Annotated in this window: 21 protein-coding genes; 13 read left to right on the top strand and 8 right to left on the bottom strand. The window is 71.7% G+C overall.

What is annotated here, in order from left to right:
• Positions 1-15: 15 nt before the first annotated feature.
• Genes WCD74_RS29290 through WCD74_RS29270 form a run of 5 tightly spaced genes read right to left on the bottom strand, consistent with a single transcriptional unit; the run spans position 16 to position 6,866 of the window.
• Positions 16-1,275: a 2Fe-2S iron-sulfur cluster-binding protein gene (locus tag WCD74_RS29290; protein ID WP_337698466.1), complete on the bottom strand. Its 1,260-nt coding sequence runs from the start codon at positions 1,273-1,275 to the stop codon at positions 16-18.
• Positions 1,272-2,147, bottom strand: a complete 876-nt coding sequence (locus WCD74_RS29285) for an FAD binding domain-containing protein (protein WP_337698465.1) — start codon at positions 2,145-2,147, stop codon at positions 1,272-1,274. The genes WCD74_RS29290 and WCD74_RS29285 overlap by 4 nt, the downstream gene beginning before the upstream one ends.
• Before the next feature lie 4 nt (positions 2,148-2,151).
• Positions 2,152-2,928, bottom strand: coding sequence for an enoyl-CoA hydratase/isomerase family protein (locus tag WCD74_RS29280; RefSeq protein WP_337698464.1), 777 nt, complete (start codon positions 2,926-2,928; stop codon positions 2,152-2,154).
• Between the two features lies 1 nt (position 2,929).
• Positions 2,930-5,350, bottom strand: a complete 2,421-nt coding sequence (locus WCD74_RS29275; protein ID WP_337698482.1) for a xanthine dehydrogenase family protein molybdopterin-binding subunit — start codon at positions 5,348-5,350, stop codon at positions 2,930-2,932.
• A gap of 1 nt (position 5,351) precedes the next feature.
• On the bottom strand, positions 5,352-6,866 hold the full coding sequence (locus tag WCD74_RS29270; RefSeq protein WP_337698463.1) for a class I adenylate-forming enzyme family protein: 1,515 nt from the start codon (positions 6,864-6,866) through the stop codon (positions 5,352-5,354).
• 110 nt (positions 6,867-6,976) lie between these two features.
• On the opposite strand from WCD74_RS29270, the gene WCD74_RS29265 reads away from it, so the two are divergent.
• Positions 6,977-7,543 carry a PadR family transcriptional regulator gene (locus tag WCD74_RS29265; RefSeq protein WP_337698462.1) on the top strand — a complete coding sequence of 189 codons (567 nt, stop codon included), beginning with the start codon at positions 6,977-6,979 and terminating at the stop codon, positions 7,541-7,543.
• Between the two features lie 283 nt (positions 7,544-7,826).
• Here the strand turns inward: WCD74_RS29265 and WCD74_RS29260 are convergent, their stop codons facing one another.
• On the bottom strand, positions 7,827-8,561 hold the full coding sequence (locus WCD74_RS29260) for an alpha/beta fold hydrolase (RefSeq protein WP_337698461.1): 735 nt from the start codon (positions 8,559-8,561) through the stop codon (positions 7,827-7,829).
• A 437-nt stretch (positions 8,562-8,998) separates the two neighbouring features.
• Between WCD74_RS29260 and WCD74_RS29255 the strand changes: the two genes are divergently transcribed.
• On the top strand, positions 8,999-10,114 hold the full coding sequence (locus WCD74_RS29255) for an alkene reductase (RefSeq protein WP_337698460.1): 1,116 nt from the start codon (positions 8,999-9,001) through the stop codon (positions 10,112-10,114).
• An 801-nt stretch (positions 10,115-10,915) separates the two neighbouring features.
• On the opposite strand, the gene hchA is transcribed toward WCD74_RS29255, so the two are convergent.
• Positions 10,916-11,788, bottom strand: a complete 873-nt coding sequence (gene hchA / locus WCD74_RS29250; protein ID WP_337698459.1) for a glyoxalase III HchA — start codon at positions 11,786-11,788, stop codon at positions 10,916-10,918.
• A gap of 154 nt (positions 11,789-11,942) precedes the next feature.
• Positions 11,943-12,269 carry a hypothetical protein gene (locus WCD74_RS29245; RefSeq protein ID WP_337698458.1) on the bottom strand — a complete coding sequence of 109 codons (327 nt, stop codon included), beginning with the start codon at positions 12,267-12,269 and terminating at the stop codon, positions 11,943-11,945.
• Between the two features lie 1,010 nt (positions 12,270-13,279).
• Here WCD74_RS29245 and WCD74_RS29240 point away from each other — a divergent pair.
• From WCD74_RS29240 to WCD74_RS29190, 11 genes are all read left to right on the top strand, one after another.
• Complete coding sequence (locus tag WCD74_RS29240; RefSeq protein ID WP_337698457.1) at positions 13,280-13,876, top strand: ScbR family autoregulator-binding transcription factor; 597 nt, start codon at positions 13,280-13,282, stop codon at positions 13,874-13,876.
• Between the two features lie 167 nt (positions 13,877-14,043).
• Positions 14,044-15,009, top strand: a complete 966-nt coding sequence (locus WCD74_RS29235; protein ID WP_337698456.1) for an AraC family transcriptional regulator — start codon at positions 14,044-14,046, stop codon at positions 15,007-15,009.
• A gap of 147 nt (positions 15,010-15,156) precedes the next feature.
• Positions 15,157-15,726, top strand: coding sequence for a type 1 glutamine amidotransferase domain-containing protein (locus tag WCD74_RS29230; RefSeq protein ID WP_337698455.1), 570 nt, complete (start codon positions 15,157-15,159; stop codon positions 15,724-15,726).
• Between the two features lie 106 nt (positions 15,727-15,832).
• Complete coding sequence (locus WCD74_RS29225) at positions 15,833-16,141, top strand: putative quinol monooxygenase (RefSeq protein ID WP_337698454.1); 309 nt, start codon at positions 15,833-15,835, stop codon at positions 16,139-16,141.
• Positions 16,142-16,170: 29 nt separating this feature from the next.
• Complete coding sequence (gene hxlB, locus WCD74_RS29220; protein WP_337698453.1) at positions 16,171-16,743, top strand: 6-phospho-3-hexuloisomerase; 573 nt, start codon at positions 16,171-16,173, stop codon at positions 16,741-16,743.
• A gap of 38 nt (positions 16,744-16,781) precedes the next feature.
• Positions 16,782-17,408 (top strand): 3-hexulose-6-phosphate synthase, encoded by a 627-nt coding sequence (gene hxlA, locus WCD74_RS29215; protein ID WP_337698452.1) that lies wholly within the window; start codon positions 16,782-16,784, stop codon positions 17,406-17,408.
• Between the two features lie 158 nt (positions 17,409-17,566).
• A complete protein-coding gene (locus tag WCD74_RS29210; RefSeq protein WP_337698451.1) occupies positions 17,567-18,319 on the top strand; it encodes a SigB/SigF/SigG family RNA polymerase sigma factor in 753 nt (250 codons plus the stop codon).
• A 109-nt stretch (positions 18,320-18,428) separates the two neighbouring features.
• Entirely contained in the window at positions 18,429-19,568 is a 1,140-nt protein-coding gene (locus WCD74_RS29205; RefSeq protein WP_337698450.1) for a glutathione-independent formaldehyde dehydrogenase, read from the top strand.
• A gap of 79 nt (positions 19,569-19,647) precedes the next feature.
• Positions 19,648-20,058 (top strand): ester cyclase, encoded by a 411-nt coding sequence (locus WCD74_RS29200; RefSeq protein WP_337698449.1) that lies wholly within the window; start codon positions 19,648-19,650, stop codon positions 20,056-20,058.
• 10 nt (positions 20,059-20,068) lie between these two features.
• Positions 20,069-20,503 (top strand): PPOX class F420-dependent oxidoreductase, encoded by a 435-nt coding sequence (locus WCD74_RS29195; RefSeq protein ID WP_337698448.1) that lies wholly within the window; start codon positions 20,069-20,071, stop codon positions 20,501-20,503.
• 75 nt (positions 20,504-20,578) lie between these two features.
• Positions 20,579-21,676, top strand: a complete 1,098-nt coding sequence (locus tag WCD74_RS29190; RefSeq protein WP_337698447.1) for a sulfite oxidase — start codon at positions 20,579-20,581, stop codon at positions 21,674-21,676.
• Positions 21,677-22,379 lie beyond the last annotated feature (703 nt).

Here is a 22,379-nt window from a genome sequence, read left to right as displayed (position 1 = left end):
CGCCGTCGGACGCGATCAGGTCTTCCCGCTCCACGCACGGTGGCGGATGCGTCCCGCGGCGCGACGTAGGGCGCCGACAGCGGCGTCACGGGCTGCCCCGGCCGCGAGCCGCACCCTGCGGGCGAGGGAGACCTCGGAGACCGAGCCGGTCTCGGCGGCCTCGTCCACCCCGGCGGCGAACTGCTCGAACAGTCGGCGGGACACGTCCCCGGCCAGGGCCCGGCCGAACTGGGCGACCCGTCCGGACAGGTGCACGACGGCGTGCGCGGTGAGCTCGGTGCCGCCGTCGGCGGTCGGCGTCGCGGCCAGGACGACGTCGGCGGAGGTCGCGCTGCCGCCGGTGTCCTTCCCCTGGCCGTGGAAGCGGAGCCGGTGGGTGTCCGGGTCCCGCTCGACGACCTGGGCGAGTCCCTCGAACGACAGCTTCACGGGGCCGAGCGCAACGGTGGCCCGCCCGCGGTGGCGGTCCCCGTCGTAGGACTCGACGAGCTGGGCTCCGGGCAGGCAGCGCGCCAGGAGGTCGAAGTCGGTGAGCACCGCCCAGACGCGGTCCACCGGGGAGGTGAGCTGCGAGGTCACGTCGACGACCGCCGAGGGCGGACCGGAGGGCAGTCGCACCTCCGTGGGCGGCAGGGCGGCCGTGCCGGTGTCCTCGGCCGCTGCGCCGGACCCACCGGCCGCGGACCGGCCGACCAGCATCCGCGGCGCACATCCCCTGGGTTCCGGGACGCCGGCGGGGTAGGTCGCGGCGACGTCGGAGACGGCGGCCAGGATGCCGCGGTAGCCGGTGCAGCGGCACAGCACGCCGGACATCGCCTCGGGCAGGTCCTCCTCGGCGGTGTCCGGTTCGTTGGCGAGCAGGTCGTAGCTGCTCATCAGCATCCCGGGCGTGCAGAACCCGCACTGCAGGGCGTGGTGGGCGGAGAACGCCTGCTGCAACGGGTGCTGGTCGTCGGGGGAGCCGAGCCCCTCCACGGTGACGATCTCCGCGCCCTCGCACTGCACGGCGAACAGCAGGCACGCCCGGGCGGCCTCGCCGTCGAGGAGCACGGTGCACATGCCGCAGACCCCGTGCTCGCAGCCGAGGTGCGTGCCGGTGAGGCCGAGGCGCTCGCGCAGGACGTCCCCGAGGTGGGCCCGGGGCGGCACCTCGACGGTGGTCTCGGTGCCGTTGACGACGAAGGTCACCTCGGCGGTCTCGTGTGCTGCGACCCGGGCAACGGGCGCGGGCACGCGGCGGGAGCCGGTGTCGTGGCGCTCGGGGGCGGCGGTCATGCGGTGGTCCTTCCCTCGCGGGCACGGCGCAGCGCCCGGGACAGCTCGCGGGCGGCCAGGACGGCGAAGAGCCGCCGCCGGTAGCCGGTGGAGCCGTGCGTGTCGCCACCGGTGTCGACCATCTCGGCGGCGAGCTCGGTGGTGGCCGGCCGGAGCTCCTCCTCGCTCCCGCCGGCGGCCAGCAGCGTGCTGACGTCGCGGGTGACCGCCCGGTCGGAGATGCCGAACCCCGTGAGGACGGCGGAGCGCACCGCCCCCGAGTCGGCGACGTGCACCCGGCACACCACGCCGGCGAGGGCGAAGTCGCCGTGCCGGCGGGCGATCTCGGCGAACCCGAACCCGTCCCCGGGACGGGCGGCCGGGAAGGTGACCGCGGTGACGACGTCCTCGGGCCCGGCCGTCGTCGTCATGGCGCCGGTGACGAACTCCTTCGCCGGGACGGTGCGGGCCCCACCGGGCCCGGACACCTCGACCTGCGCGTCGAGGCAGCAGGCCACGGCGGGCAGCTCCGCGGCCGGGTCGGCGTGGGCGAGGCTGCCGCACACGGTGCCGCGGCTGCGCAGTTCCCGGTGCCCGACGAAGGGCATGGCCATCGCGATCAGGGGCACGTCCCGCGCGGCCGGGTCGTGCTCCACGACCCGCTGCCGGACGGCCGCGGCGACCCGGTAGCCGGAGCGCGCGTCCGGCCCGTGCTCGGTGAGCTCGGGAACGGCGGTGACGTCGACGAGGGTGGCGGGGCGGCCGAGCCGCATCGCGAGCACGGGGACGAGGGACTGGCCGCCGGCCAGGACCTTGCCGTCCCCGCCGGCGAGCTCGCCGAGCACGTCGTCGAGGGTCGGGGGCCGGACGTAGGCGAAGGGTGCTGCTTTCACCGGGTCACCGCCCGGTGAAGACGGGGGTGCGCTTCTCGCCGAACGCCTTCACGCCCTCGGCGAAGTCCTGGGTGGCCCGCAGCATCGAGTAGGCCTTCCGCTCCAGCTCGATGCCGGTGTAGAGGGGCCCGTCGACGCCGCGGTCGAGGACCTCCTTCGCCGTGCGCAGCGCGGCGGGGGAGAGGCTCGCCATCTTCTGCGCCAGCGCGTCCGCGGCGGAGTTCAGGGCGTCGCGGTCGGCATGGAGTTCGCCGGAGAGGATCCCCCAGTCCAGCGCCTGCTGGGCCTGGATCCGGGTGGCGGAGAGGATGTGGAACTTCGCCCGGGACAGCCCGACGAGGCGGGCGAGGCGCTGCGTGCCGCCGGATCCGGGGATCATGCCGAGGTTCATCTCGGGCAGCGCCAGCTGGGTGCGCCCGGTGCCGAGCCGGACGTCGCAGGAGAGCACCATCTCCAGCCCGACGCCGAAGCAGTACCCGTCGATCGCCGCGATGACCGGCTTGGGGCTGCGGGCGGCGGCGGTGACGTCGTGGCCGAGGTCGGTGAGGTCGATCGGGTCGACCTCCATGAACCCCGCGATGTCGCCGCCGGAGGTGAAGTGCTCGCCGTCGCTGCGCACGACCACGACCCGCACCTCGGGGTCCCGGTCGATCTCGGCGAACCGCTCGGCCACGAGCCGGCGCATCTCCATCGTCACGACGGTGTACCTGCCGTGGGAGAGCGTCACGTAGGCGACGTGGCCGTCGCGCTCGAGGGTGACGTCGCCGCCGGTCAGTGACATGTCAGGCGTCCTTCCGATCGTCGGTCAACAGCTGGTGGAGCACCTCGCCGTGCAGGGGCAGGGAGGTGACGTCGATGCCGAGCGGCGCGAGGGCGTCGGCGACGGCGTTGGCGTAGGCCACGGGGAAGCTCATCGAGGAGCCCTCACCGCAGCCCTTGGCACCGAGCGGGGTGAGCGGCGAAGGCGACACCACGTGGTCGGTGCGCAGCTCGAAGCCCGCCTCGGCGGAGGTGGGGCACAGGTAGTCGAGGAACGTGGCCGCGGTCGGCTGGCCGGACGGGGCGTGGGTGAACTCCTCGTAGGCAGCGCCGCCGAGCCCGTGCACGAGGGCGCCGTACACCTGCCCGTCGAGCAACGTCTGGTCGAGGACCGTGCCGGCGTCGTGGACCGACGACACCCGGTCGACCTCGATCTCGAGGGTGTCCGGGTCGATCCGCACCGCGACGATCTCGGCCACGAATCCGTAGCAGAGCGACGAGTTGATCCGGTCGTCCGCCGAGGCGGCCCGGGTCTCGCGCGGGGAGAACTCGGCCTCGGCGTAGAGCCGCGCCGGGACTCCCGCGGGCAGCGCGGCGGGGTCCCAGTGCACGACACCGGCGGCGTGGCGGAACTTCACCGCCCGGCCGTCGGGGGTGCGAACCTCGCCGCCCTCGAGGACGAGCGTGGCGGGGTCGACGCCGTCGAGCAGCGTCGACGCGGCGGCCCGCACCGTGGCGGCGATGGTGTCGGCCGCGGCGACGACGGCGCTGGTGACCAACGGGGCGAACCGGGAGGAGTAGCTGCCGGAGGTGACCGTCCAGGGGGTGGTCGCGGTGTCCATGTCGATCACGCAGCGGACCTGCTCGATCGGCAGCCCGAGGCGCTGCGCGGCGACCTTGCGTGCGACGGTGGCGTGTCCCTGCCCCTGCGGGACCGACCCGAGCAGCACGGTGACGACCCCCTGGGGGTCGACCGACATCCGCACGTGCTCGGTCGACCCGGACTTGTCCCGCCCGGGGGTCCGTTGCTCGGCGGGGGTGGCGAGCCCGACGTAACCGATGTTGGTCCCGGAGGGATCGACCACGAGGGCGGTCCCGATGCCGTAGTGGGCGCCGGCCGCGCGGGCCTCGTCGCGCCGCCTCTCCAGCTCGGGGAGGTCGGCGTTCTTCCTCGCGAGGTCGAGCGCGGCGAGGTAGTCGCCGGAGTCGTACACCCCTCCGGTCGCGGTCTCGTGCGGGAAGGAGGTGATGAGGTTGCGACGGCGCAGCTCGAGCGCGTCGACGCCGAGTTCGGCGGCGATGTCGTCGAGGAGCCGTTCCAGCCCGAAGTAGAGCTGCTGGCCGCCGAAGCCGCGGTTCAACCCGGTCGGCATCGTGTTCGTGACGACCGCCCGGGCCCGGATGCCGACGGCGTCGATCCGGTAGGGCCCGGTGATGTTGCCGAAGCAGCGGTACAGCGTCGACGGCTCCGGGGGCCGCAGGTAGGCGCCGACGTTGTCGACGAGGTCGGCGCGCAGCGCGGTGATCGTGCCCTCGCCGTCGAGCGCCGCCGAGAACTCCATCGACCGGTCGGCGCCGGACGAGCTCGCCGTGAGGTGCTCCACGCGGTCCTCGGTCCACCGCACCGGTGTCCCCGCGTGCTTCGACGCCAGCGCGAGGAGCACCACGTAGGGATAGATGCCGGCTTTGATCCCGAAGCTGCCGCCGATGTCGGCCGGGACGTGCAGGCGCACCCGCGAGGTCGGGATGCGCAGCGCGCCCGCCATGACCGGCACCATCGAGAACGGCCCGTGGAAGTTCGCCCAGGCCTCGACGGACGGCCCGCCGTCCTGCTCGGTCCAGTGTGCGATGACCGAGTAGCACTCCATCGGCACGGAGGAGTAGCGCGGGAACTCGTAGCGGCGGGTCACCACGTGCGCGGCGGCCGCGAAGCGGTCGTCCGGTCCGCCGAAGGAGAAGGTGCGGTCCGTCGCGACGTTGGACTCGGCGTCCTCGTGCAGGCGGGGCGCATCGTCGGCCAGCCCGGACCGGGCGTCGCTGACGGCGGGCAGGTCCTCGTAGGTCACGTCGACGAGCTCGGCGGCGTCCTCGGCGACGTAGCGGTCGCTCGCGACGACGACGGCAATCGGTTCGCCGACGAAGCGGACCTTGTCGACGCCGGTCGGCAGGTAGGGCATCGCCGCCCCCGTCGACAGCGGGAACGGACGCAACGCAGCCCGAACCTCGTCGGGACCGATCACCGCGGCGACCCCGGGGTGGCGGCGGGCCCGCGACAGGTCCACCGATGTGAGCCGGGCGTGCGGCCGGGTGGAGCGCACGACGGCGGCGACCAGCGTCCCCGGCAGCGGGTCGAGGTCGTCGAGGAACCGGCCGCGGCCCGCGACCAGGGCCGCGTCCTCGTCACGCGACGGCGTCCACCGCGGCGGTGCGGCCTCTGCGGTCATGTCAGGCACGGGCCTCTCCTCGGGGGGTGTACTCGCCGGCGACGAGCGTCCGGCGCAGGGTCTTGCCGACCCCGGAGCGCGGGATCGCGTCGACGGCGATCGCCTGCTTGGGCCGCTTGAGCGACGACAGGTGCTCGCGGGCGTGGGCGAGCGTCGCGGCGGCGGCGAGCTCCGGCTCGATCCCGGCGGCGGGCACGACGAAGGCGCTCACCGCGTGGCCCCACCGGTCGTCGGGCAGCCCGACCACGCAGACGTCGTCGATCGCCGCGCAACGGATGAGCGCCGCTTCGATCTCGTCCGGGTAGATGTTCTCCCCGCCCGAGTTGATCATGTCGTCGGTGCGGCCGGACACCCAGAGGTCCCCGTCCTCGTCGGCGATCGCGAGGTCCCCGGTGTGGTACCAGCCGTCGCGGATCGCCTTCGCGTTCGCGTCGGGGCGGTTCCAGTAGCCGCCGAACGCCTCCGCCGAGGCCATCGACACGATGACCTGGCCCTGCTCGCCGGGCGCGACCTCCTCGTCGACCGGTGCACCCTGCATGGGTGCGATCAAGCGGACGCGGGAGAACAAGCCGGCCCGTCCGACGCAGCCGGGCTTGGCGGCGACGTCCGCGCCGATGGTGAACGTATAGATCTCGGTCGACCCGAAGTGGTTGACGAACGAGCGCGGCTGCACCGCCTCGACCAGCGCCTCGGCCAGCGACGGGGTCATGGCCGCCCCGGCGTAGGCGAGGTTGTCGAGCCGGTGGGCCTCGCCGAGGCGCCCGGTGCGCAGGAGCGACCAGTAGATCGTCGGCACCAGGTACAGCGATCCGATCCCCTCGTCGCGGATCAGCGCCATCGACTCGTCGGCGTCGAAGGAGGGCTGGGCGACCCACGTCCCACCGAGCACGATCGAGGCCAGCAGCGTGCGCAGGCCCATCGTGTGGAACAGCGGCATCACCCCGAGCGTGGCGACGCCCGCCCGCTGCCCGGTCTGCATCACGTGCGCGACGGCGGCGGCGTGCTCGGCGCGATGGGTCCGGGGCACGCCTTTCGGCTTTCCGGTGGTCCCGGAGGTGTAGAGCATCACGCTCACGGCGGACTCGGCCGGCGCCGGCGGTACGGCCGTGGTGTCGGCGACCTCCGCGGCCGCGTCGACCTCGGCGACGTCATGGATCGGGACCGCGCCCGCGGCGGCCTCCACCCGCGAGGCGTGCGCCGGATCGGTGAGGACCATGACCGCGCCCGCGTCCCCGAGGCAGTAGGCGAGCTCGTCGACGCCGAACCGCGTCGACAGCGGCACCGAGACCGCGCCGAGCTTCTGCGCGGCCAGGTGCAGGCTCGCGAGCGGCTCGCCGCCGTGCATCACCAGCGCCAGGCGATCCCCGGCCCGCACGCCCCAGCCGCTCAACGCCGCCGCGAGGCGGTCCGTGCGCTCGTCCCACTCGCGGTAGGTCAACCGGCGGCCCTGCCCGGACACCGCCCGACGGTGCGGGTGGCGTTCGGCGGCCCAGCGAAGCATCGATGCGAGGTCCATGAGCGGCCTTCCCTTGGTATGAAACGCACCGTACGTTTCGTATGGTGCGAGGGTAAGGATGGACCTGGCTAGAGTCGGGATGCTGATCTCGCGCGGAGCACGGAGGACCGATGCGTCTGTCGACCACGTCGTACCTGGTCCTGGGGATGGTGGCGCTGCGCGGACCCTCCACCCCCTACGACCTCAAGCGGGCAACGAGCCGGTCGGTCGGCTACTTCTGGAACTTCCCCCACACGCAGCTGTACTCGGAGCCGGAGCGCCTCGCCGCGTCCGGCATGCTCGCCGTCGACCTCGAGGACAGCGGCCGCCGACGCAAGACCTACTCACTCACTCCCGAGGGTCGGGCCGCCCTGCAGGAGTGGCTGGCCGCCCCCACGCCCGAGCACTTCGAGATGCGCGACGTCGCCGAGCTCAAGCTCTTTTTCAACGAGGCGGGCGCGCCCGACGACGACGTCCCCAAGCTCGCCCAGGAGCAGATCCGTCAGCACGAGGAGCGGATCGCGGTCTACGAGGACATGGTGTCCCGGCACGGGGACGAGGACTGGGCCCGCCCCCGCATGATCACCCTTGAGCTCGGGCTCGAGATGGAGCACGCCGCCCTGCGCTTCTGGACCGCACTCGCCACCGGCACCATCGACGACCTGCGCCGCGAGCGCGACGAGCGCGACCCGCGCTGACCGGACGCCGCGTCCCCGGCGCGTTCGGTGTGGCTCACGACGACGTCACGAAGAACTCGGGTACGGACGCCGGCCGCATTCGCTCCTATGGTGGAAACGGAGTGGTGTGCCCGCTCCCGATGTCGCCGCCACACAGACCCTGGCGGCTCGGCGTGATCGTGTATCAACCCCGGAGGTGTGCTGCGTTCCTCCTCGGAGACTCTGTGGTCGATATCGGGAATCGACGCGACCGGTCGGAGAATCCGCCAATCCTCCGACGGACAGTCGCTCGGTCGATGATTCGTCAGTCGGTGCGGTCGAGAATCAGTCGGGTCGCTTCACGCGGGGCGTCCCATTGTGGGAAGTGACCGCACCGCTCGAACCAGTGCAGGACGGCGTCGGGGAAGAGTTCCGTCGCCCGGGTCGCCTGTCTCGGAATGGTCACCAGGTCTCGACGCCCCCAACCGATCGTGACCCGTCCGGGCACCGTGCCGGCCGGGGCTCCCTGTTGCTTGGGTCCCTTGGTCAGGGCGTCCATGGCAGCGCCGGTCGACGGGGAGTCGGCCAGTCCGCACACGTCCGGCAGGACGGTCTCGCGCGAGAGCGCCCAGGGTCGTGCCGAGAACTGCGCCAGCAGCAAGGTCCTCGCCGCGGGGCTGTCGAGGAGCGCCGGCAGCCTGTTCCGCAGCGCTCGGACCAGCGCGATCGATGGTCGCAGCGTGGCGCCGAACAGGGCGACCTCGCCGTCGCTCCAGAAGCCGCCCGGGTCCAACGCCACCGTGTCGCCGCCGACGCCTCGCCGTGCGAGCTCGAGCACGATCCGAGCGCCCATCGACTGGCCGACGGTCGAGACCCCGTCCAGACCTTGTTCGTGGATGAAGTTCGCGACGGAGTCGGTCAAGGTGGCGATGGAGATGTCGCCGTTCAGCGGCGGTGTTTCACCGAACCCCGGTAGGTCGACTGCGATGACTTCGTGGTGTTCGGCCAGGTCGTCGAGGATCGGGGCCCAGGATCGCCACCCGGCGCCGAGACCGTGCACGAGCAGTAGTGGGCTGCCGCTCCCTCGTCTCACATGATTCAACGCCATCTCACGACACTAACTCACCCGGAGCTCCGGAGTTTGCTCACTGCATGCGGCTGGATCGGATTCCGATCTCCTCCCACAGCCGCGTCCGCCGGACGTGTCGACGGCAGTGGGCGGGAATTCAGGACGCCGATGCCCCCCCATCGGCCATCAGGGGCGACGTCGCGTGATGACGAAGACCATGCCAGGACCGAGTGAGCGAACAGGAGGCGCCGGCTCGCCTCGTCGAGTCGGCGGCCACACGACTTCCTGCCTGCTCGCGAGGAGCGACAAGGGACCGCCGTCAGCTGTCGGCGAGCCCGACGAGGACGTTTGCGGGCAGGCTCGGGGCGGCAACCCTGTAGTTGAAGCAACAATCATTGCTCCTTCCTGCCGACGCGAGAGGCGTTCTCATGTCCACCCCGCTGCCCGATGACAGCCCGCTGCTCGCGCCCCTGCGGGTCGGTCGCCTGGAGCTCCCGCACCGCGTGCTGATGGCTCCGCTGACCCGCAACCGCGCCGACGGTGACGTCCCCAACGAGATGCAGGCCGAGTACTACGCCCAGCGCGCGTCGGCCGGACTGATCTTCTCCGAGGGCAGCCAGCCGCAGCGGATGGGCCAGGCCTACCCCAACGTCCCGGGCGTCCACTCGGTCGAGCAGAAGGCGGGCTGGGCGCGGATCGCCCGCCGCGTCCACGACGGCCAGGGGCACCTGTTCGTGCAGCTCATGCACTCCGGGCGGATCTCGCACCCGCACACCCTCGACGGCGCCACCCCCGTCGCGCCCTCAGCCGTGCGCCCGGAGGGCTCGATCGTCACCTGGTCCTCGCCCGACCCGGACACCCAGCGGGAGCTGACGACCCTCGACTACGTGACCCCTCGCGCGCTGGAGCTCGCCGAGATCCCCGACGTCGTCGCCGGGTACGCCCACGCGGCGCGTCTCGCCGTCGACGCGGGCGCCGACGGCGTCGAGTTGCACGGGGCGAACGGCTACCTCATCCACCAGTTCCTCGCCGATGGCATCAACCGTCGCACCGACCGCTACGGCGGCACCGCGGCGAACCGGGCCCGCTTCGCCGTCGAGGTCGCGCGGGCGTGCGCCGAGGAGATCGGGGCCGACCGCCTCGGGATCCGTGTCTCACCGCTCAACCCGTTCAACGGCATCGTCGAGAACGACGACGAGGTCTACGACGTGCTCGTCGACGCCCTGGCCCCGATGGGGTTGGCCTACCTGCACGTCGTCGGCACCCGGAACCAGGACTTCGTGCCGCGCCTGCGCAAGGCATGGCCGGGGATCTACGTCCTCAACACCAACTTCGAGGAGTACTCCACCCGCGAGGACATGGCAGCGCTGATCGCCGACGGTGTCGCCGACGCTGTGACGGTGGGGCGACCGTGGATCGCCAACCCGGACCTGGTGCGCCGCTGGCGGGAGGGCGCCGCCGAGAACGAGCCCGACCAGAGCTCCATGTACGGCGGGGACCATCGGGGCTACACCGACTACCCGTTCCTCCACGACGCCGCCTGAGCCACTGGCTCGACCGGTCGCCCGCCGACGCGCCCGCGTCGATCGTGCTGGTCACCCTCGGTCGAGATCGTCGCCGTGGTGGTCTGGGCGCTTCGGCGGGTCCGCAGTCCCAACACCGAGGTCGCAGTCGACTCATCGCTGTCTGAGGGTTCTGCCCGGTTCGCCGGCTGCGCTTCGAATCGGCGCCGGGGCATGTCCACGGCGATCTGAGGGAGCGCCAAAACGTGGAGCGGCCTCGGGCCTGCTGTCGTGATGGACGAGGCCCTTGCCATCCTTCCCGGCCGCGAGCATCGAGCCGGCTCGGGCGCGCAGGTGGCCGCAGCTGACGCCGTGTCTGGTCGCTGCCTCTTCATCGAGCGGTGCCGAGTCTTCGCCGTCGGCGGCCTGCGCCACGGCGTCGCCTTCGCACACCGTGCTCGGGCCTGGTCTGCCCGGCTTGTGTGGCACGAAGCGGCCTCCGAGGACCTCGAGGCCACACAAGTCGAAGAAGGCCGGTCGGTGGCGGCCCCGAACACGACGAAGGCCCCGACCACGGCGGTCAGGGCCTTCATGTGGGGGTGCGCCGTCAGGGACTCGAACCCCGAACCCAGTGGACAGGGTTCACGACCGCCACGGTGGCGGCCTATGGACGTTCATGCTGGTCACAAGTGATGCTCGACGGTGTCGATCATCAGTTGTGCAGCGCCGTGATGGCCAAGGACGTGACGTAAGCGGGCCGCTATTCGCGTCGCGGGGCGCGCTCTCCCGCTCGGTCCGGCGGGTACCCTCCTTCCCCTCACGAGGGAGCGCTGCGGATGGCCGTCAGCTCTTGGCGCGCTCGACCAGGGTCGCGGCGGCGAGCTTGCCGAGGGCGTTCGCGGCCAGGGGGCTGTCGCCGGTGAGGAGCCCGCGGTCGCGGTGGACGTGACCGGCCATGTCCTCGTTGACCACGACCAGCCCCTGGGCGCGCAGGCCCTCGGCGAGCAGCCAGGGCATCGGGCCGGGGATGTAGCCGAGGTCGAGGTTGGCCCCGGTGTCGAGGGCGTCGGGGAAGGCGCAGGACTCGTAGCCGGCCAGGGGTGAGGTGTCGCGGTCGAGTCCGGCGGCCAGGAGGGCGGCGGGGCCGTGGCAGAGGGTGATGATGAAGCGGTCGCCGGCGAGGGCCCAGTCGAGGACGGCCCGGACGTCGTGGCTGTCGTGCAGGCCTTGCATGGCGCCGTGACCGCCGGGGATGAACACGGCGAGGTAGTCGTCGAGGCCGTCCTCGAGCACCTCGGCGAGCGGCCGGGGCGCGCGGAACCGGGGGAGGAACCGGTCGAGGGCGTGGTGGACGGTGGTGTCCTCGGCGGGGGTGGCCCACCATTCCAGCTTGACCGGGTTGCCCGAGACGGTGGCGACGTCGATGCCGAAGCCGGCGGCCTCGAGGTGGACCAGCGGCAGGAGTGTCTCGACCGGGTGGTTGCCGGTGGAGAACAGCCGGCCGTTACCCATGGGCAGGTAGCGCTCGCCGGCCCCGATGACGAGGATCCTCCAGCGGCCCGCGGCGTCTCCGTCGTGCTCGGTGCCGTCGTAGTCGGTCTTCGGTGGGACGTACTGGCTCAGCGATGAGGGCGAGGGGAAGTAGGCGTCCCGCTCGGCCGGGTCGGGCGTGGGCTCGGTCGAGTCGCCGCTGCGGGGGATGGTGCCGTCGCTCATGGTGAGAGGCTCCGTCTCTGGCCGCGTCGCGCGGCCGCCGGGGTTCTCTGATCGGTGTCGTGTGCCCGACCGCGGTAACGAGAAATCGGGCCATCTGCCCGTTGGTGGGGCGAATCGGTGAAGGACGCCAGGATGGTCTGCTGGGCCTACTCCCTCATCGGGACGTGCCGAGCATGTGTTCGTGGGCCTGGAGCAGCGCGAAGTAGGCCTCGGTCAGGTTGCCGGCGGCGAGATGGGCGCAGGCGATCCGGGCGGCGACGCCGCCGCGCGGGTCGGGCCGGCTGACGTTCAGCGCGACACGAAGTCGGTCCTCGACGTTCGCGACCTCGATGACGGCCTCGACGAGGGCAAGGTTGCGCAGGCACGCCAGACCGGCCTCGACGGCAGTGGGCAGCGACTCGACTACTCGGGGGCTCGGCACGGGCCCGGCCGTCGGGCGACGGTCGGCGACGAGTCCGGTCGGGCTGCGGTGAGCGGACATGGGGTGGCTCCTCTCCGGGTTCGACCGTGCGCCGAGGAGTACCGGGTTACGGCCGCTGCAGGTAGGGAGGAGAAGACGGTAGGCAGCCCGCAAGGGTGGGGCCGAGCCGTATCCGGCCATGAACGCGGTGCGGAATCGGCTGCGCCGCGCCTCGGGTGCCCTACCGCGTCACTTCGTCGAGCGGTCGTCGCGTGGAGAGAGGCCGATTCCGGACCGCGTCCGGGGCCGGAATCGTCTCGGCGATCCAGGTGGTGGGTCCTAGCGTCGTCGCCGTCCGTACCACTGCGGCAGCCTGGCTCCGAGGGGCCGGATCGGAGGGCGTGTGGGCGGCATGCCTGCTCGGTTCACGGCGTGGCCACCGCGGGCGGGCCTGAGGCCTTCGAGAGGGCACATCGTGGCGAGATCAGCGGGAGCGCGACGACGGTCGCAGCGTCCGGACGCGACGCTGGGGGTGCTGGTGGACGTGGTGTCGACGCCCGGCCACGCAGATGAGCCGGTGATCGCGATTCGTTCGCTCGGGGCAGGTCGGCTGGTGCTGGCGTTGGTGGGCGCCGTCGACGGCCGGGTCGTCGAGCGGCTCCGGGCTCTGCTCGCCGAACCCCCGGTCCGTGAGCTCGGCGCTCGGGAGCTGGTGATCGACCTGTCCGAGGTGCGCATCTGTGAGCCCGACCTGGCCCGGTTCCTGCACCGGGGTACGCCTCCGGCGGCTGGCCGCGGGGTGCCGGGTGGAGCTGCGCAATCCCTCGGAAGCTCTGGGTGTGGGTCTCGAGGACGCCACGCTGAGCGAGGCGTTCACCGTTTACGACGCGGTCCGTCGCCACAACCCGCGCTGAGGTCGGCGACGGGTCGGCCCCCGTAGGCGGGCCTGGGTGTCGGCGGAGTAGGCGCCTCGTCGTGCGGGGCGAGAGAGGAGAGCTCCTGTGAGCGATCCAGAAGGGTGGGCGGTCAGGTCCGCTTCCGCGCGGGGCGCCCGCCGCCCCCGTCGGGCGGAGGAGCGTCACGAGCAGTCGGTGGCGACGCGCGCGGCGATCGTGGCGGCTGCGGCGGAGCGGTTCGCGGAGGTCGGCTACCACGGGGCCACGCTCAGCGAGATCCTGGCTCGCAGCGGGGTGACCAAGGGAGCGATGTACTTCCACTTCCCGCACAAGGAGGCCGTGGCTGAGGCAGTGATCGCGGCCACGGATGCGGCCTGGACCCAGCTGCTCGTCGAGCTCGACGCGCGAGAGTGGGACCCGCTGCGCAGCGTGGTTGTGCTGACCGAACGGGTCGTGGACACCGTGCACCGCGACCCGGTCGCCCGTGGCGGGGTCCGGCTGCTCAACGACGCCGCCGTCACGGTCGAGCACGGTGCCGAGCACTACCGGTTCGCCGAGGAGGCCGTCGTCACCCGCTTACGGGAGGCGGCCGAGGCCGGGGTGCTGCGTCCGGCGGTCGACCCGGCGGTGCTGGCCCGCCAGGTCGCGACCCTGATGGCTGGGCACAATCTGATCTGCGATCGCAGCGACACCCTCGACGAGCTCCCCGCGCGCGTCGCCGCCATGTGGGACGTGCTGCTGCCCCTGATCGCCAGCGACGACTGGCTCGCCGAGTACCGCGTCGACACCTGACCCGGCTCCCGCGTTTCCATACCGGGCGCCCTGCTCGTAGGGTGTCGCCACGCACTCCCGTTGTAGTCGGTGTGCGGTGATGCCCGGCTCGCTCCACCAACGGCGGCCCGCCGGCGACGAATCTTCGGCGCGCGGGGTAGCTAATGAGCGACGAACCGTCCGAATCCATGGGTCGGCCGCTGATACACACCGACGATCTCAACGAGCTGGTGTCGCAGGTCACCGACCTCATGTCCACCCACACGGTGGTTCCGGCCAGCGCCGGCGGGTTCAGCGCGGAGGTCTTCGGCTTCCACCTTCCGGGTCTGTCGCTGCTGGAGATGGACTACGGGATTGCGGTGCGGTTGAGCGCCGATCCCTTGCCGAGCTACGTCGCGGTGTCGCTCCCGCTCGCGGGCGGGATGACCGCGCAGCACGCGGGGCGCCGCTTCGACGCGGTCGCCGGGCGGTCGGCCGTGGTGGGCACCCCGGCCTCCGAGCTGGTGATGGACTGGGGCGAGGCGTTGCGGTTGCTGGTGCTCCGGATCGACCTCGACGCGCTGCAGTCGTTCGCCGGCCGGTTGGTCACCACCTCTCCCGACTGGCCCGACCTGCGGTTCGACCCCGTCATGGACGCCCCCGAGACCATGGCGGTGCTGGGGCAGGCCCGGTTGATGCAGCAGGTGCTGGCCGACGCCGGGCCCGGGGCGGTGAATCCCCTGGTGACGGCGCAGCTGAGCGAGCAGGTGATGAGCACCCTGCTGCTGGGGCAGCCCAACAGCTGGATGTCGGCGCTGCGTCACCGACCGGAATCCGTGCCCCGCACGACGGTCTCCGAGGCCGCGGAGCTGATGCGGACCCACGCCGACGAGCCGCTGACCGTCGAGCGTGTCGCCCGCGCGGTGGGTCTGTCGGTGCGGGCCCTGCACGCGGGGTTCCGCCGCGAGCTCGACCGGTCGCCGAAGCAGTACCTCCAGCACGTTCGTCTCGAGCGCGCCCGTGCCGACCTCGTCGTGGCCCCGGCCGGGAGCGGAGTCCGGGTCATCGACATCGCGCACCGGTGGGGCTTCAGCCACCCCGGACGTTTCGCCACCACCTACCGACACCACTACGGCGAGGCCCCCGCCGCCACCCTGGCCCGCTCACCGCGCTGACGGGCGACAGGCGCCACCGCGGGTCCTGCGACGAGTGCCGATTCCGCATCGTCGTCCCGTCCGGAAACGGCTCTGCCCCGTGGGCGCCGGTGCCTAGCGTCGGGGCCGTCGGTAGTGACCGGCTCCCGACAGGAGAGGTGACGGTTGATGACGGACGAACTGCGCGGTCGGCGGGTGGCGATCCTGGCCACTGACGGCGTCGAACAGGTCGAGTACGAGCAGCCCCGCCAGGCCGTGGAGCAGGCCGGGGCGCAGGTCACGCTGCTCTCGATCCACAGCGGCGAGATCCAGGCGATGAACGGTGACATCAACAAGGGCGACACGTTCACGGTCGACCGGCTGGTGTCCGAGGTCTCGCCCGACGACTTCGACGCGCTGATCCTGCCCGGCGGCACCGTCAACCCCGACGGGCTGCGGGTGAACGCCGACGCGGTGCGGTTCGTGGGGGACTTCGTCCGTTCCGGCAAGCCGGTCGGATCGATCTGTCACGGCCCGTGGACGCTGGTCGAGGCCGACGTGGTCCGGGGTCGAACCCTGACGTCGTTCCCGAGCATCCGCACCGACATCCGCAACGCCGGCGGCCACGTCGTCGACCAGGAGGTCGCGACCGACAACGGCCTGGTCACCAGCCGCAACCCCGACGACCTGCCCGCCTTCGGCGCGAAGATCGTCGAGGAGTTCGCCGAGGGCCGCCACCGGGCCGAGGCCCGGACCTGACTCGGGCGTCCGCGCGAAGCCCTGCGCCCGAACACGCAGGTGGGCCAGATCGGCGGCCCGGCTGGTCGGGGCGCCGATCGACGTTCCTACGAGGAGGAGACCGAGCATGACCGCACCCGTGACCGTCGGACTGTTGGTCCGGATCGAGGCCCTCCCGGGCCGGGAGGACGACGTCGAGAACTTCCTGCAGCGCGGGCTCGACCTGGTCGGGCAGGAACCGGACACGGTCCGCTGGTTCGCCCTGCGCTTCGGGGCGTCGTCGTTCGGCATCTATGACGCGTTCGCGGCCGATTCCGGCCGCCAGGCCCACCTGTCCGGCCAGGTCGCCCAAGCCCTCGCCGACAACACCGGGGTCCTGTTCGCCCAGCCGACCATCGAGCCCGTCGATGTGATCGCGGAAAAAGCGCCGATCTGATCGCGCAGCAGCTCTGGAGGAGGGGACCGATGTCGGGACCGACAGCTCAGGACGTCGTCGACGCCACGACCGCGATCCGCGCGGAGCACGACCGCGTGGTCCACGGAGTCGAACCGGCCGCCTGGGCCCGCGCCGGCGTCCTGGTGACCGGTGCGTCCGCGGTGTTCACCGTGGGCACCGGGCGCAGCGGGTTGGCCCTGCAGATGGCGGCCATGCGCTTCATGCACCTCGGCCTCGACGCTCACGTGGTCGGCGAGACCACCACGCCCGCCATCGGTCCCGGCGACGTCCTCGTCGCGGCGTCCGGCTCCGGTTCGACGGCCAGGGTGATCCGCGCGGCGCAGACCGCCCGCGACGAGGGCGCCGACGTCGTGGCGATCACGACGGCCGCGGAGTCGCCCCTGGCCGAGACGGCCACCGAGACCCTGGTCGTGCCCGCGGCCGACAAACAGGACTTCGACGGGACGACGTCGGTGCAGTACGCCGGCAGCCTGTTCGAACAGTCGGTCCTGGTGCTCACCGACGCGCTGTTCCACGCGCTGTGGCAGACCGGCGGGACGCAGGCCCGCGAGCTGTGGCGCACGCACGCCAACCTCGAATGACCTGCGGTCCGACCCGAGATCGAGAAGGAAGCACTGAGATGAAGCTGCAGGTCGCCATGGACGTCGCCACTCTCGACGAGGCCCTGACGCTGTCGCGCCAGGTCGCCGACTACGTCGACATCATCGAGTTGGGCACACCCCTGATCAAGCACGAGGGGATCGCGGCGGTGAGCGCGATCAAGGCCGCGCACCCGGAGAAGGAGGTGTTCGCCGACATGAAGACCGCCGACGCCGGTGAGCTCGAGGCCGGGATCGCCTTCGCCGCGGGCGCGGACTACGTGACCGTGATGGGCGCGGCCGATGACGACACCATCCGCGGCGCGGTCAAGTCGGCCCAGGAGTACGGCAGGCAGATCGTCGCCGACATGATCACGGTGAAGGACCGCGCCGGGCGTGCCCGCGCGGTGACCGAGCTCGGCGTCGCCTTCTGCGAAATCCACGCGGGTCTCGACGAGCAGGCCCAGGAGGGCTACTCGATCCAGACCGTCATCGACGACGGCAAGGCGTCCGGGGTGCCGTTCTCGATCGCCGGCGGGGTGAACATCGACAGCATCCGCGACGTACAGGCCGCCGGGGCCACCGTGGCCGTCGCGGGCGGGGCGATCCGCAACGCCGACGATCCCGCCGCCGCCGCCAAGGAACTGCGCGGGGCCATCACCAGCTGATGACCACCTCGACGACGTTCGCCGCCTCGCTCGGCTGAACCGGGCCCGCCGCGTGGCGCAGCCCAGAACTGGTCCACGGGGAAGGACGAGGAGTGACACGCGCGGAGGACAACGCAGAGTACGCGCGGCACGCGCCGCTGCTCGCGGAATACGCTCGGATGGCCGCCGCCGACGTTCGCCGCCCGGCGCTGCGCGAGCGTCTGGTGGTGGTCTACCTGCCGGTGGCTCGGCACATCGCGCGCCGGTTCGCGTATCGGGGCGAGCCGGTGGACGACCTCGAGCAGGTCGCCGCCATCGGGCTGCTCGGTGCGCTGGAACGCTTCGATCCCGACCGCGACCGAGACTTCCTCGCCTATGCGGTGTTCACGATCATGGGAGAGGTCCGGCAGCACTTCCGCGACCGCACGTGGACGGTGCGCACCCCACGCGGAGTGAAGGACGACTACCTCGCGGTCGGCAAGGCCGTCACGTCCCTGTCCCAGCACCTGGATCGCGCTCCGACCGTGCCGGAACTCGCCGAGCACCTCGGTCTGGCCGCCGACCGGGTGAGCGAGGCGATCACGGCGGGCGGGGCCCTGCGGCCTGCCTCGTTGGATGAAGGCCGGGCCGAGGGCGACGACGGCGGTTCCCTGGCCGGCGTCCTCGGGGAGCTGGACCCCGACATCGGACGAGTCGAGGTCGGCGCACTGGTCCAGGACCTGGTGCGGGCCCTACCGCAGCGGGAACGCACGATCCTCGCTTTGCGCTTCGTCCACGACAAGACCCAGACCGAGATCGGGGAGGTCCTCTGCATCTCCCAGATGCACGTCTCGCGCCTGCTGAGGAGAACTCTCGCCCAGCTGCAGGACGAGGTCGGGCGCTCGATGGACACCGACCCGGAGCAGGGCCTGCGAGAACTCGTCGCCCGCTGAGGAACACGTCGCTCTCGCCTCGGGGTGCCTCCCGATCTCACCCGCCGCGGAAGCGGCCATGCACGCCGAACACGTTTTGTCCCACCAGACGGAGAGGATCGAACCCCCAATGAAGGCGCTGGTCTACGAAGGCCCGAAGTCGGTGTCGGTGAAGGACGTGCCGGACGCGACGGTCGAGAAGCCGACCGACGTCCTGGTGCGCATCACGACCACGAACATCTGCGGGTCGGACCTGCACATGTACGAGGGGCGCACCGGGCTCGAGTCCGGGAAGATCCTCGGTCACGAGAACATGGGCGAGGTCGTCGAGGTCGGCTCCGGTGTCGACCGGGTCAAGGTCGGCGACCAGGTCAGCCTACCGTTCAACATCGGCTGCGGCTTCTGCGAGAACTGCGAGCGCGGCAACACCGGGTTCTGTCTCACGGTGAACCCCGGCACCGCCGGTGGCGCCTACGGCTTCTACGGCATGGGCCCGTACGCGGGAGGGCAGGCCGAGCTGCTCCGGGTGCCCTACGCCGACTTCAACTGCCTGGTCCTGCCCGAGGACGCGCAGGACAAGCAGAACGACTACACGATGCTCTCGGACATCTTCCCGACCGGCTGGCACGCCACCGAGCTCGCCGGAATGCGCCCGGGGGAGTCTGTCGTGGTCTACGGCGGCGGCCCGGTGGGGATCATGGCGGCCTACTCGGCGGTGATCCGCGGCGCGAGCCAGGTGTTCGTCGTCGACCGCCACCCCGACCGGCTCAAGCTCGCCGAACGGGCCGGAGCGACGCCGATCGACGACTCGGCCGGTGACCCCGCCCAGCAGGTCCTCGACGCCACCGACGGCCGCGGCGCCGACCGCGGCTGCGAGTGCGTCGGCTACCAGGCCCACGACGCTCAGGGCAACGAAGACCCGTCGATGACGCTGAACTCGCTGTTCCAGGCGGTACGCCCGACCGGGAAGATCGGCGTGGTCGGGCTGTTCCTGCCCGGTGACCCGGGCGCGAAGACCGAGGACGCGAAGACCGGGCGCTACCCGCTGGACTACGGCACCACGTGGTTCAAGGGTCAGGGGATCGGCAACGGCCAGGCGAACGTCAAGAACTACAACCGCCAGCTCGCCCAGCTGATCCACCGGGGCAAGGCCGCGCCCTCGTTCATCGTCAGCCACGAGCTGTCCCTGGCCGAGGCGCCCGAGGCGTACCGGAACTTCGACGACCGCCTCCAGGGCTGGACCAAGGTCCTGCTCAAGCCCGCCGCCTGACGTCGGTGGTGCCGTGCGGCGAGGTGACGCCCGCGGCACCACCGCCCACCCGAACACCTCATTTCTCAGGAGCAGCCACGTGAGCAGCCGGGACGACAACATCGCGACGCAGGAGAAGGCCGCCGAGCGCCTCAACGCCGGAGACGTCGACGCCGGGGTGGACATCATGTTCGCGCCGGACGCGGTCGATCACGACCCGGCGCCGTTCCAGGAGCAGGGCCGCGAGGGGTACCGCCGGTTCTTCCACTACCTGGTCGCCGCGTTCCCGGACTTCACGATCACCCCGGAGCGGATGGTGGCCGACGACGACACCATTGCGTTCGCCTACACCCTCACCGGGACCCACCAGGGCGAGTTCGAGGGCGTCGCCGCGACCGGCCGGCGCATCGAGGTGCGCGGGCTGCAGCTCGGGCGCTTCGAGGACGGCCAGATCGTCGAGCGGTGGGGCGCCACCGACATGGCGACCCTCCTGTCGCAGATCCAGGCCTGAGGCCGCAGCCATGGCGGACACGAAGAACGGCCCCGAGCTGCACCCCGTCACCCAGGAACTCGCGAGCGGAAAGAACTTCGCCGCGGTCACCACCGTGCTGCCCAGCGGGCGCCTGCAGACCCAGATGCTGTGGGTCGCGATCAAGGACGGGCAGCTGGTACTCAACACCGAGACCCACCGCAAGCGCTACCGCAACCTGCAGTCTGACCCCCGCATCACGGTGCTGATCCGCGACGAGTCCGACCCCTACCGCTACGCCGAGATCCGCGGGCGGGTCGAGCGGACCACCACCGGCGACGAGGCCCGCACCCACATCGACGAGGTCGCCCACCAGTACCTGGGCACCGACTATCCGCCCGAGGGCATCAAGTCCGAGCGCGTGATCCTCTGGGTCACCCCCGAGCGCCAGACGATCATCGACCAGAACAAGGACACCAGCGACTGAGCACGTCCGCAGACGATCGATGAGGCACGACGGAGGGAGACGTCGGTGGCGAGTGCGCCGACCAAACGCGCAAGTATGATCGTGCACGAGCAGGAGCCCTACAACGCGGAGCCACCCCGGGCGGCGCTCGCCGAGCACCTGATTACCCCGGTGGACGTGTTCTACGGCCGCAACCACGGCACCATGCCCGAGATCGACCCGCAGGCATGGCGACTGCGTATCGGCGGGCTGGTCGAGCACGCTCTGGAGTTCTCGTTGCCCGAGCTCCAGCAACAGTTCACCCCCGTGGAAGTGACCGCCACCCTGCAGTGCGCCGGCAACCGTCGCGCCGGCCTGATGGCCTTCCGCGACATCCCCGGTCAGCACCCCTGGGGAGCGGGCGCGACCTCCACGGCGCGCTGGCGTGGTGCTCGCCTGTCCGACGTCCTGGCCGCCTGTGGTCTCGGCAGGCAGGTCACGGACGTCGCGTTCGACGCTCCCGACGTCGCCCCGGAGGCCGACCCGCCTCAGCCCTTCGGGGCGTCTATCTCCGTGGACAAGGCCACCGCCCCGGAGGTCCTGCTCGCCTGGGAGATGAACGGCGAGCCGCTTCCCACCGCACACGGCGCTCCCGTCCGCGTCGTCGTTCCCGGATACATCGGCGCCCGCAGCGTCAAATGGGTCGGGCGGATCGCCGCACAGGACCACCCGTCGGAGAACTTCTTCCAGCAGGGCGCCTACCGGGTGCTGCCCGCCGACACCGACACCGCACGCACGCACCCCGGGGACGGCGTCGCTCTGGGCCCGGTCGCGCTCAACTCCGAGATACTCACCCCCGACGACGGCGACGAGGTACCCGCGGGGCCGACCCACGTGGCCGGGTACGCCTTCGCCGGTGACGACCGCACCGTGGTTCGCGTCGACGTCACCACGGACGGTGGAGCCACGTGGGTCCAGGCCGATCTCGACGCTCAACCGACACCCTGGACCTGGCGGTTCTGGCGCGCCCGTGTCTACGTCCCGCCAGGACGGGTCGAGATCACGGCGCGTGCCTGGGACAGCACCGCGGCCGTGCAGCCCGAACACCCCGCCACCGTCTGGAACCCCAAGGGCTACATCAACAACTCCTGGCCCTCCGTCACCGTCACCGCCACGCCGACCGCCGCCGGAGCTCACGGCTCATACCCGCGATGAGGCCGACCGACGGCGGCTCGCCCGACGACCAGCGACGACCTCCGCCGATCCCAGGGCCCGAGCCGAACCCGCCGACTCCGGCCCGAGGTCCTTCTCGAATCCCGCCGAACGCCCGTCGCCGGACGCGAGGAGCTGCCTCGTGACACCTATCGGCGCTTCGGCCAAGCCATGATCGCAGCCGAGAGAGCCCGCCTGCCCTCCCTGCGCGGCACGGGGCTGGATTCGCTGGCCGTCGAGCGTCGGATCGGGGTCTCGTTGACCTCGTCACCCGTGCGGCGGCGGCGCCGCTGTCCGCCGACGGCGAGCAGGAGGCGCCGTTCTCATCGAGCCCGCAGCCGCCCGGCTCCACGCCGGGTCGGCCGAAGCTGAAAGAAGACCTGCCTGCGAGCGAAACCCTGCTAGGAGTCAGCCACCCGGCCGACGGTGATCTTCGACCACCAGTCTCACGAGGAGTTTCCGGCCGTTCGAGCAACTAGCGATCACGTCGCCGACCGTGACGTAAACCGCTGAGCAGCAAAGATGGTGCGCCGTCAGGGACTCGAACCCCGAACCCAGTGGACAAGATTCACGTCGGCAGTGGTGCTCCACCATGTGCATCTGTGCTGCTCAGCGACATGATCGGGGAGAAGCGATCTTGTGTTGTGGGCACCTGTCGGCCGTCATGGTGTGACGTAAGCGGTACCCAAAGCGGGCCTCGCCGCTG

The organism is Actinomycetospora aurantiaca (assembly GCF_037401875.1).
Classification (GTDB): Bacteria; Actinomycetota; Actinomycetes; order Mycobacteriales; family Pseudonocardiaceae; genus Actinomycetospora; species Actinomycetospora aurantiaca.
The sequence above is the reverse complement of the archived record's forward strand: the minus strand, read 5'-3'. Positions and strand labels throughout refer to the sequence as shown.

What these genes read in the sequence shown, in the direction of transcription:
- WCD74_RS29290 (WP_337698466.1), bottom strand. Translation starts at nt 1,275, where the DNA reads ATGACCGCCGCCCCCGAGCGCCACGACACCGGCTCCCGCCGCGTGCCC.
- WCD74_RS29280 (WP_337698464.1), bottom strand. Translation starts at nt 2,928, where the DNA reads ATGTCACTGACCGGCGGCGACGTCACCCTCGAGCGCGACGGCCACGTC.
- WCD74_RS29275 (WP_337698482.1), bottom strand. Translation starts at nt 5,350, where the DNA reads ATGACCGCAGAGGCCGCACCGCCGCGGTGGACGCCGTCGCGTGACGAG.
- WCD74_RS29270 (WP_337698463.1), bottom strand. Translation starts at nt 6,866, where the DNA reads ATGGACCTCGCATCGATGCTTCGCTGGGCCGCCGAACGCCACCCGCAC.
- WCD74_RS29265 (WP_337698462.1), top strand. Translation starts at nt 6,977, where the DNA reads ATGCGTCTGTCGACCACGTCGTACCTGGTCCTGGGGATGGTGGCGCTG.
- WCD74_RS29255 (WP_337698460.1), top strand. Translation starts at nt 8,999, where the DNA reads ATGTCCACCCCGCTGCCCGATGACAGCCCGCTGCTCGCGCCCCTGCGG.
- hchA (WP_337698459.1), bottom strand. Translation starts at nt 11,788, where the DNA reads ATGAGCGACGGCACCATCCCCCGCAGCGGCGACTCGACCGAGCCCACG.
- WCD74_RS29245 (WP_337698458.1), bottom strand. Translation starts at nt 12,269, where the DNA reads ATGTCCGCTCACCGCAGCCCGACCGGACTCGTCGCCGACCGTCGCCCG.
- WCD74_RS29235 (WP_337698456.1), top strand. Translation starts at nt 14,044, where the DNA reads ATGGGTCGGCCGCTGATACACACCGACGATCTCAACGAGCTGGTGTCG.
- WCD74_RS29230 (WP_337698455.1), top strand. Translation starts at nt 15,157, where the DNA reads ATGACGGACGAACTGCGCGGTCGGCGGGTGGCGATCCTGGCCACTGAC.
- WCD74_RS29225 (WP_337698454.1), top strand. Translation starts at nt 15,833, where the DNA reads ATGACCGCACCCGTGACCGTCGGACTGTTGGTCCGGATCGAGGCCCTC.
- hxlB (WP_337698453.1), top strand. Translation starts at nt 16,171, where the DNA reads ATGTCGGGACCGACAGCTCAGGACGTCGTCGACGCCACGACCGCGATC.
- hxlA (WP_337698452.1), top strand. Translation starts at nt 16,782, where the DNA reads ATGAAGCTGCAGGTCGCCATGGACGTCGCCACTCTCGACGAGGCCCTG.
- WCD74_RS29210 (WP_337698451.1), top strand. Translation starts at nt 17,567, where the DNA reads ATGGCCGCCGCCGACGTTCGCCGCCCGGCGCTGCGCGAGCGTCTGGTG.
- WCD74_RS29205 (WP_337698450.1), top strand. Translation starts at nt 18,429, where the DNA reads ATGAAGGCGCTGGTCTACGAAGGCCCGAAGTCGGTGTCGGTGAAGGAC.
- WCD74_RS29195 (WP_337698448.1), top strand. Translation starts at nt 20,069, where the DNA reads ATGGCGGACACGAAGAACGGCCCCGAGCTGCACCCCGTCACCCAGGAA.
- WCD74_RS29190 (WP_337698447.1), top strand. Translation starts at nt 20,579, where the DNA reads ATGATCGTGCACGAGCAGGAGCCCTACAACGCGGAGCCACCCCGGGCG.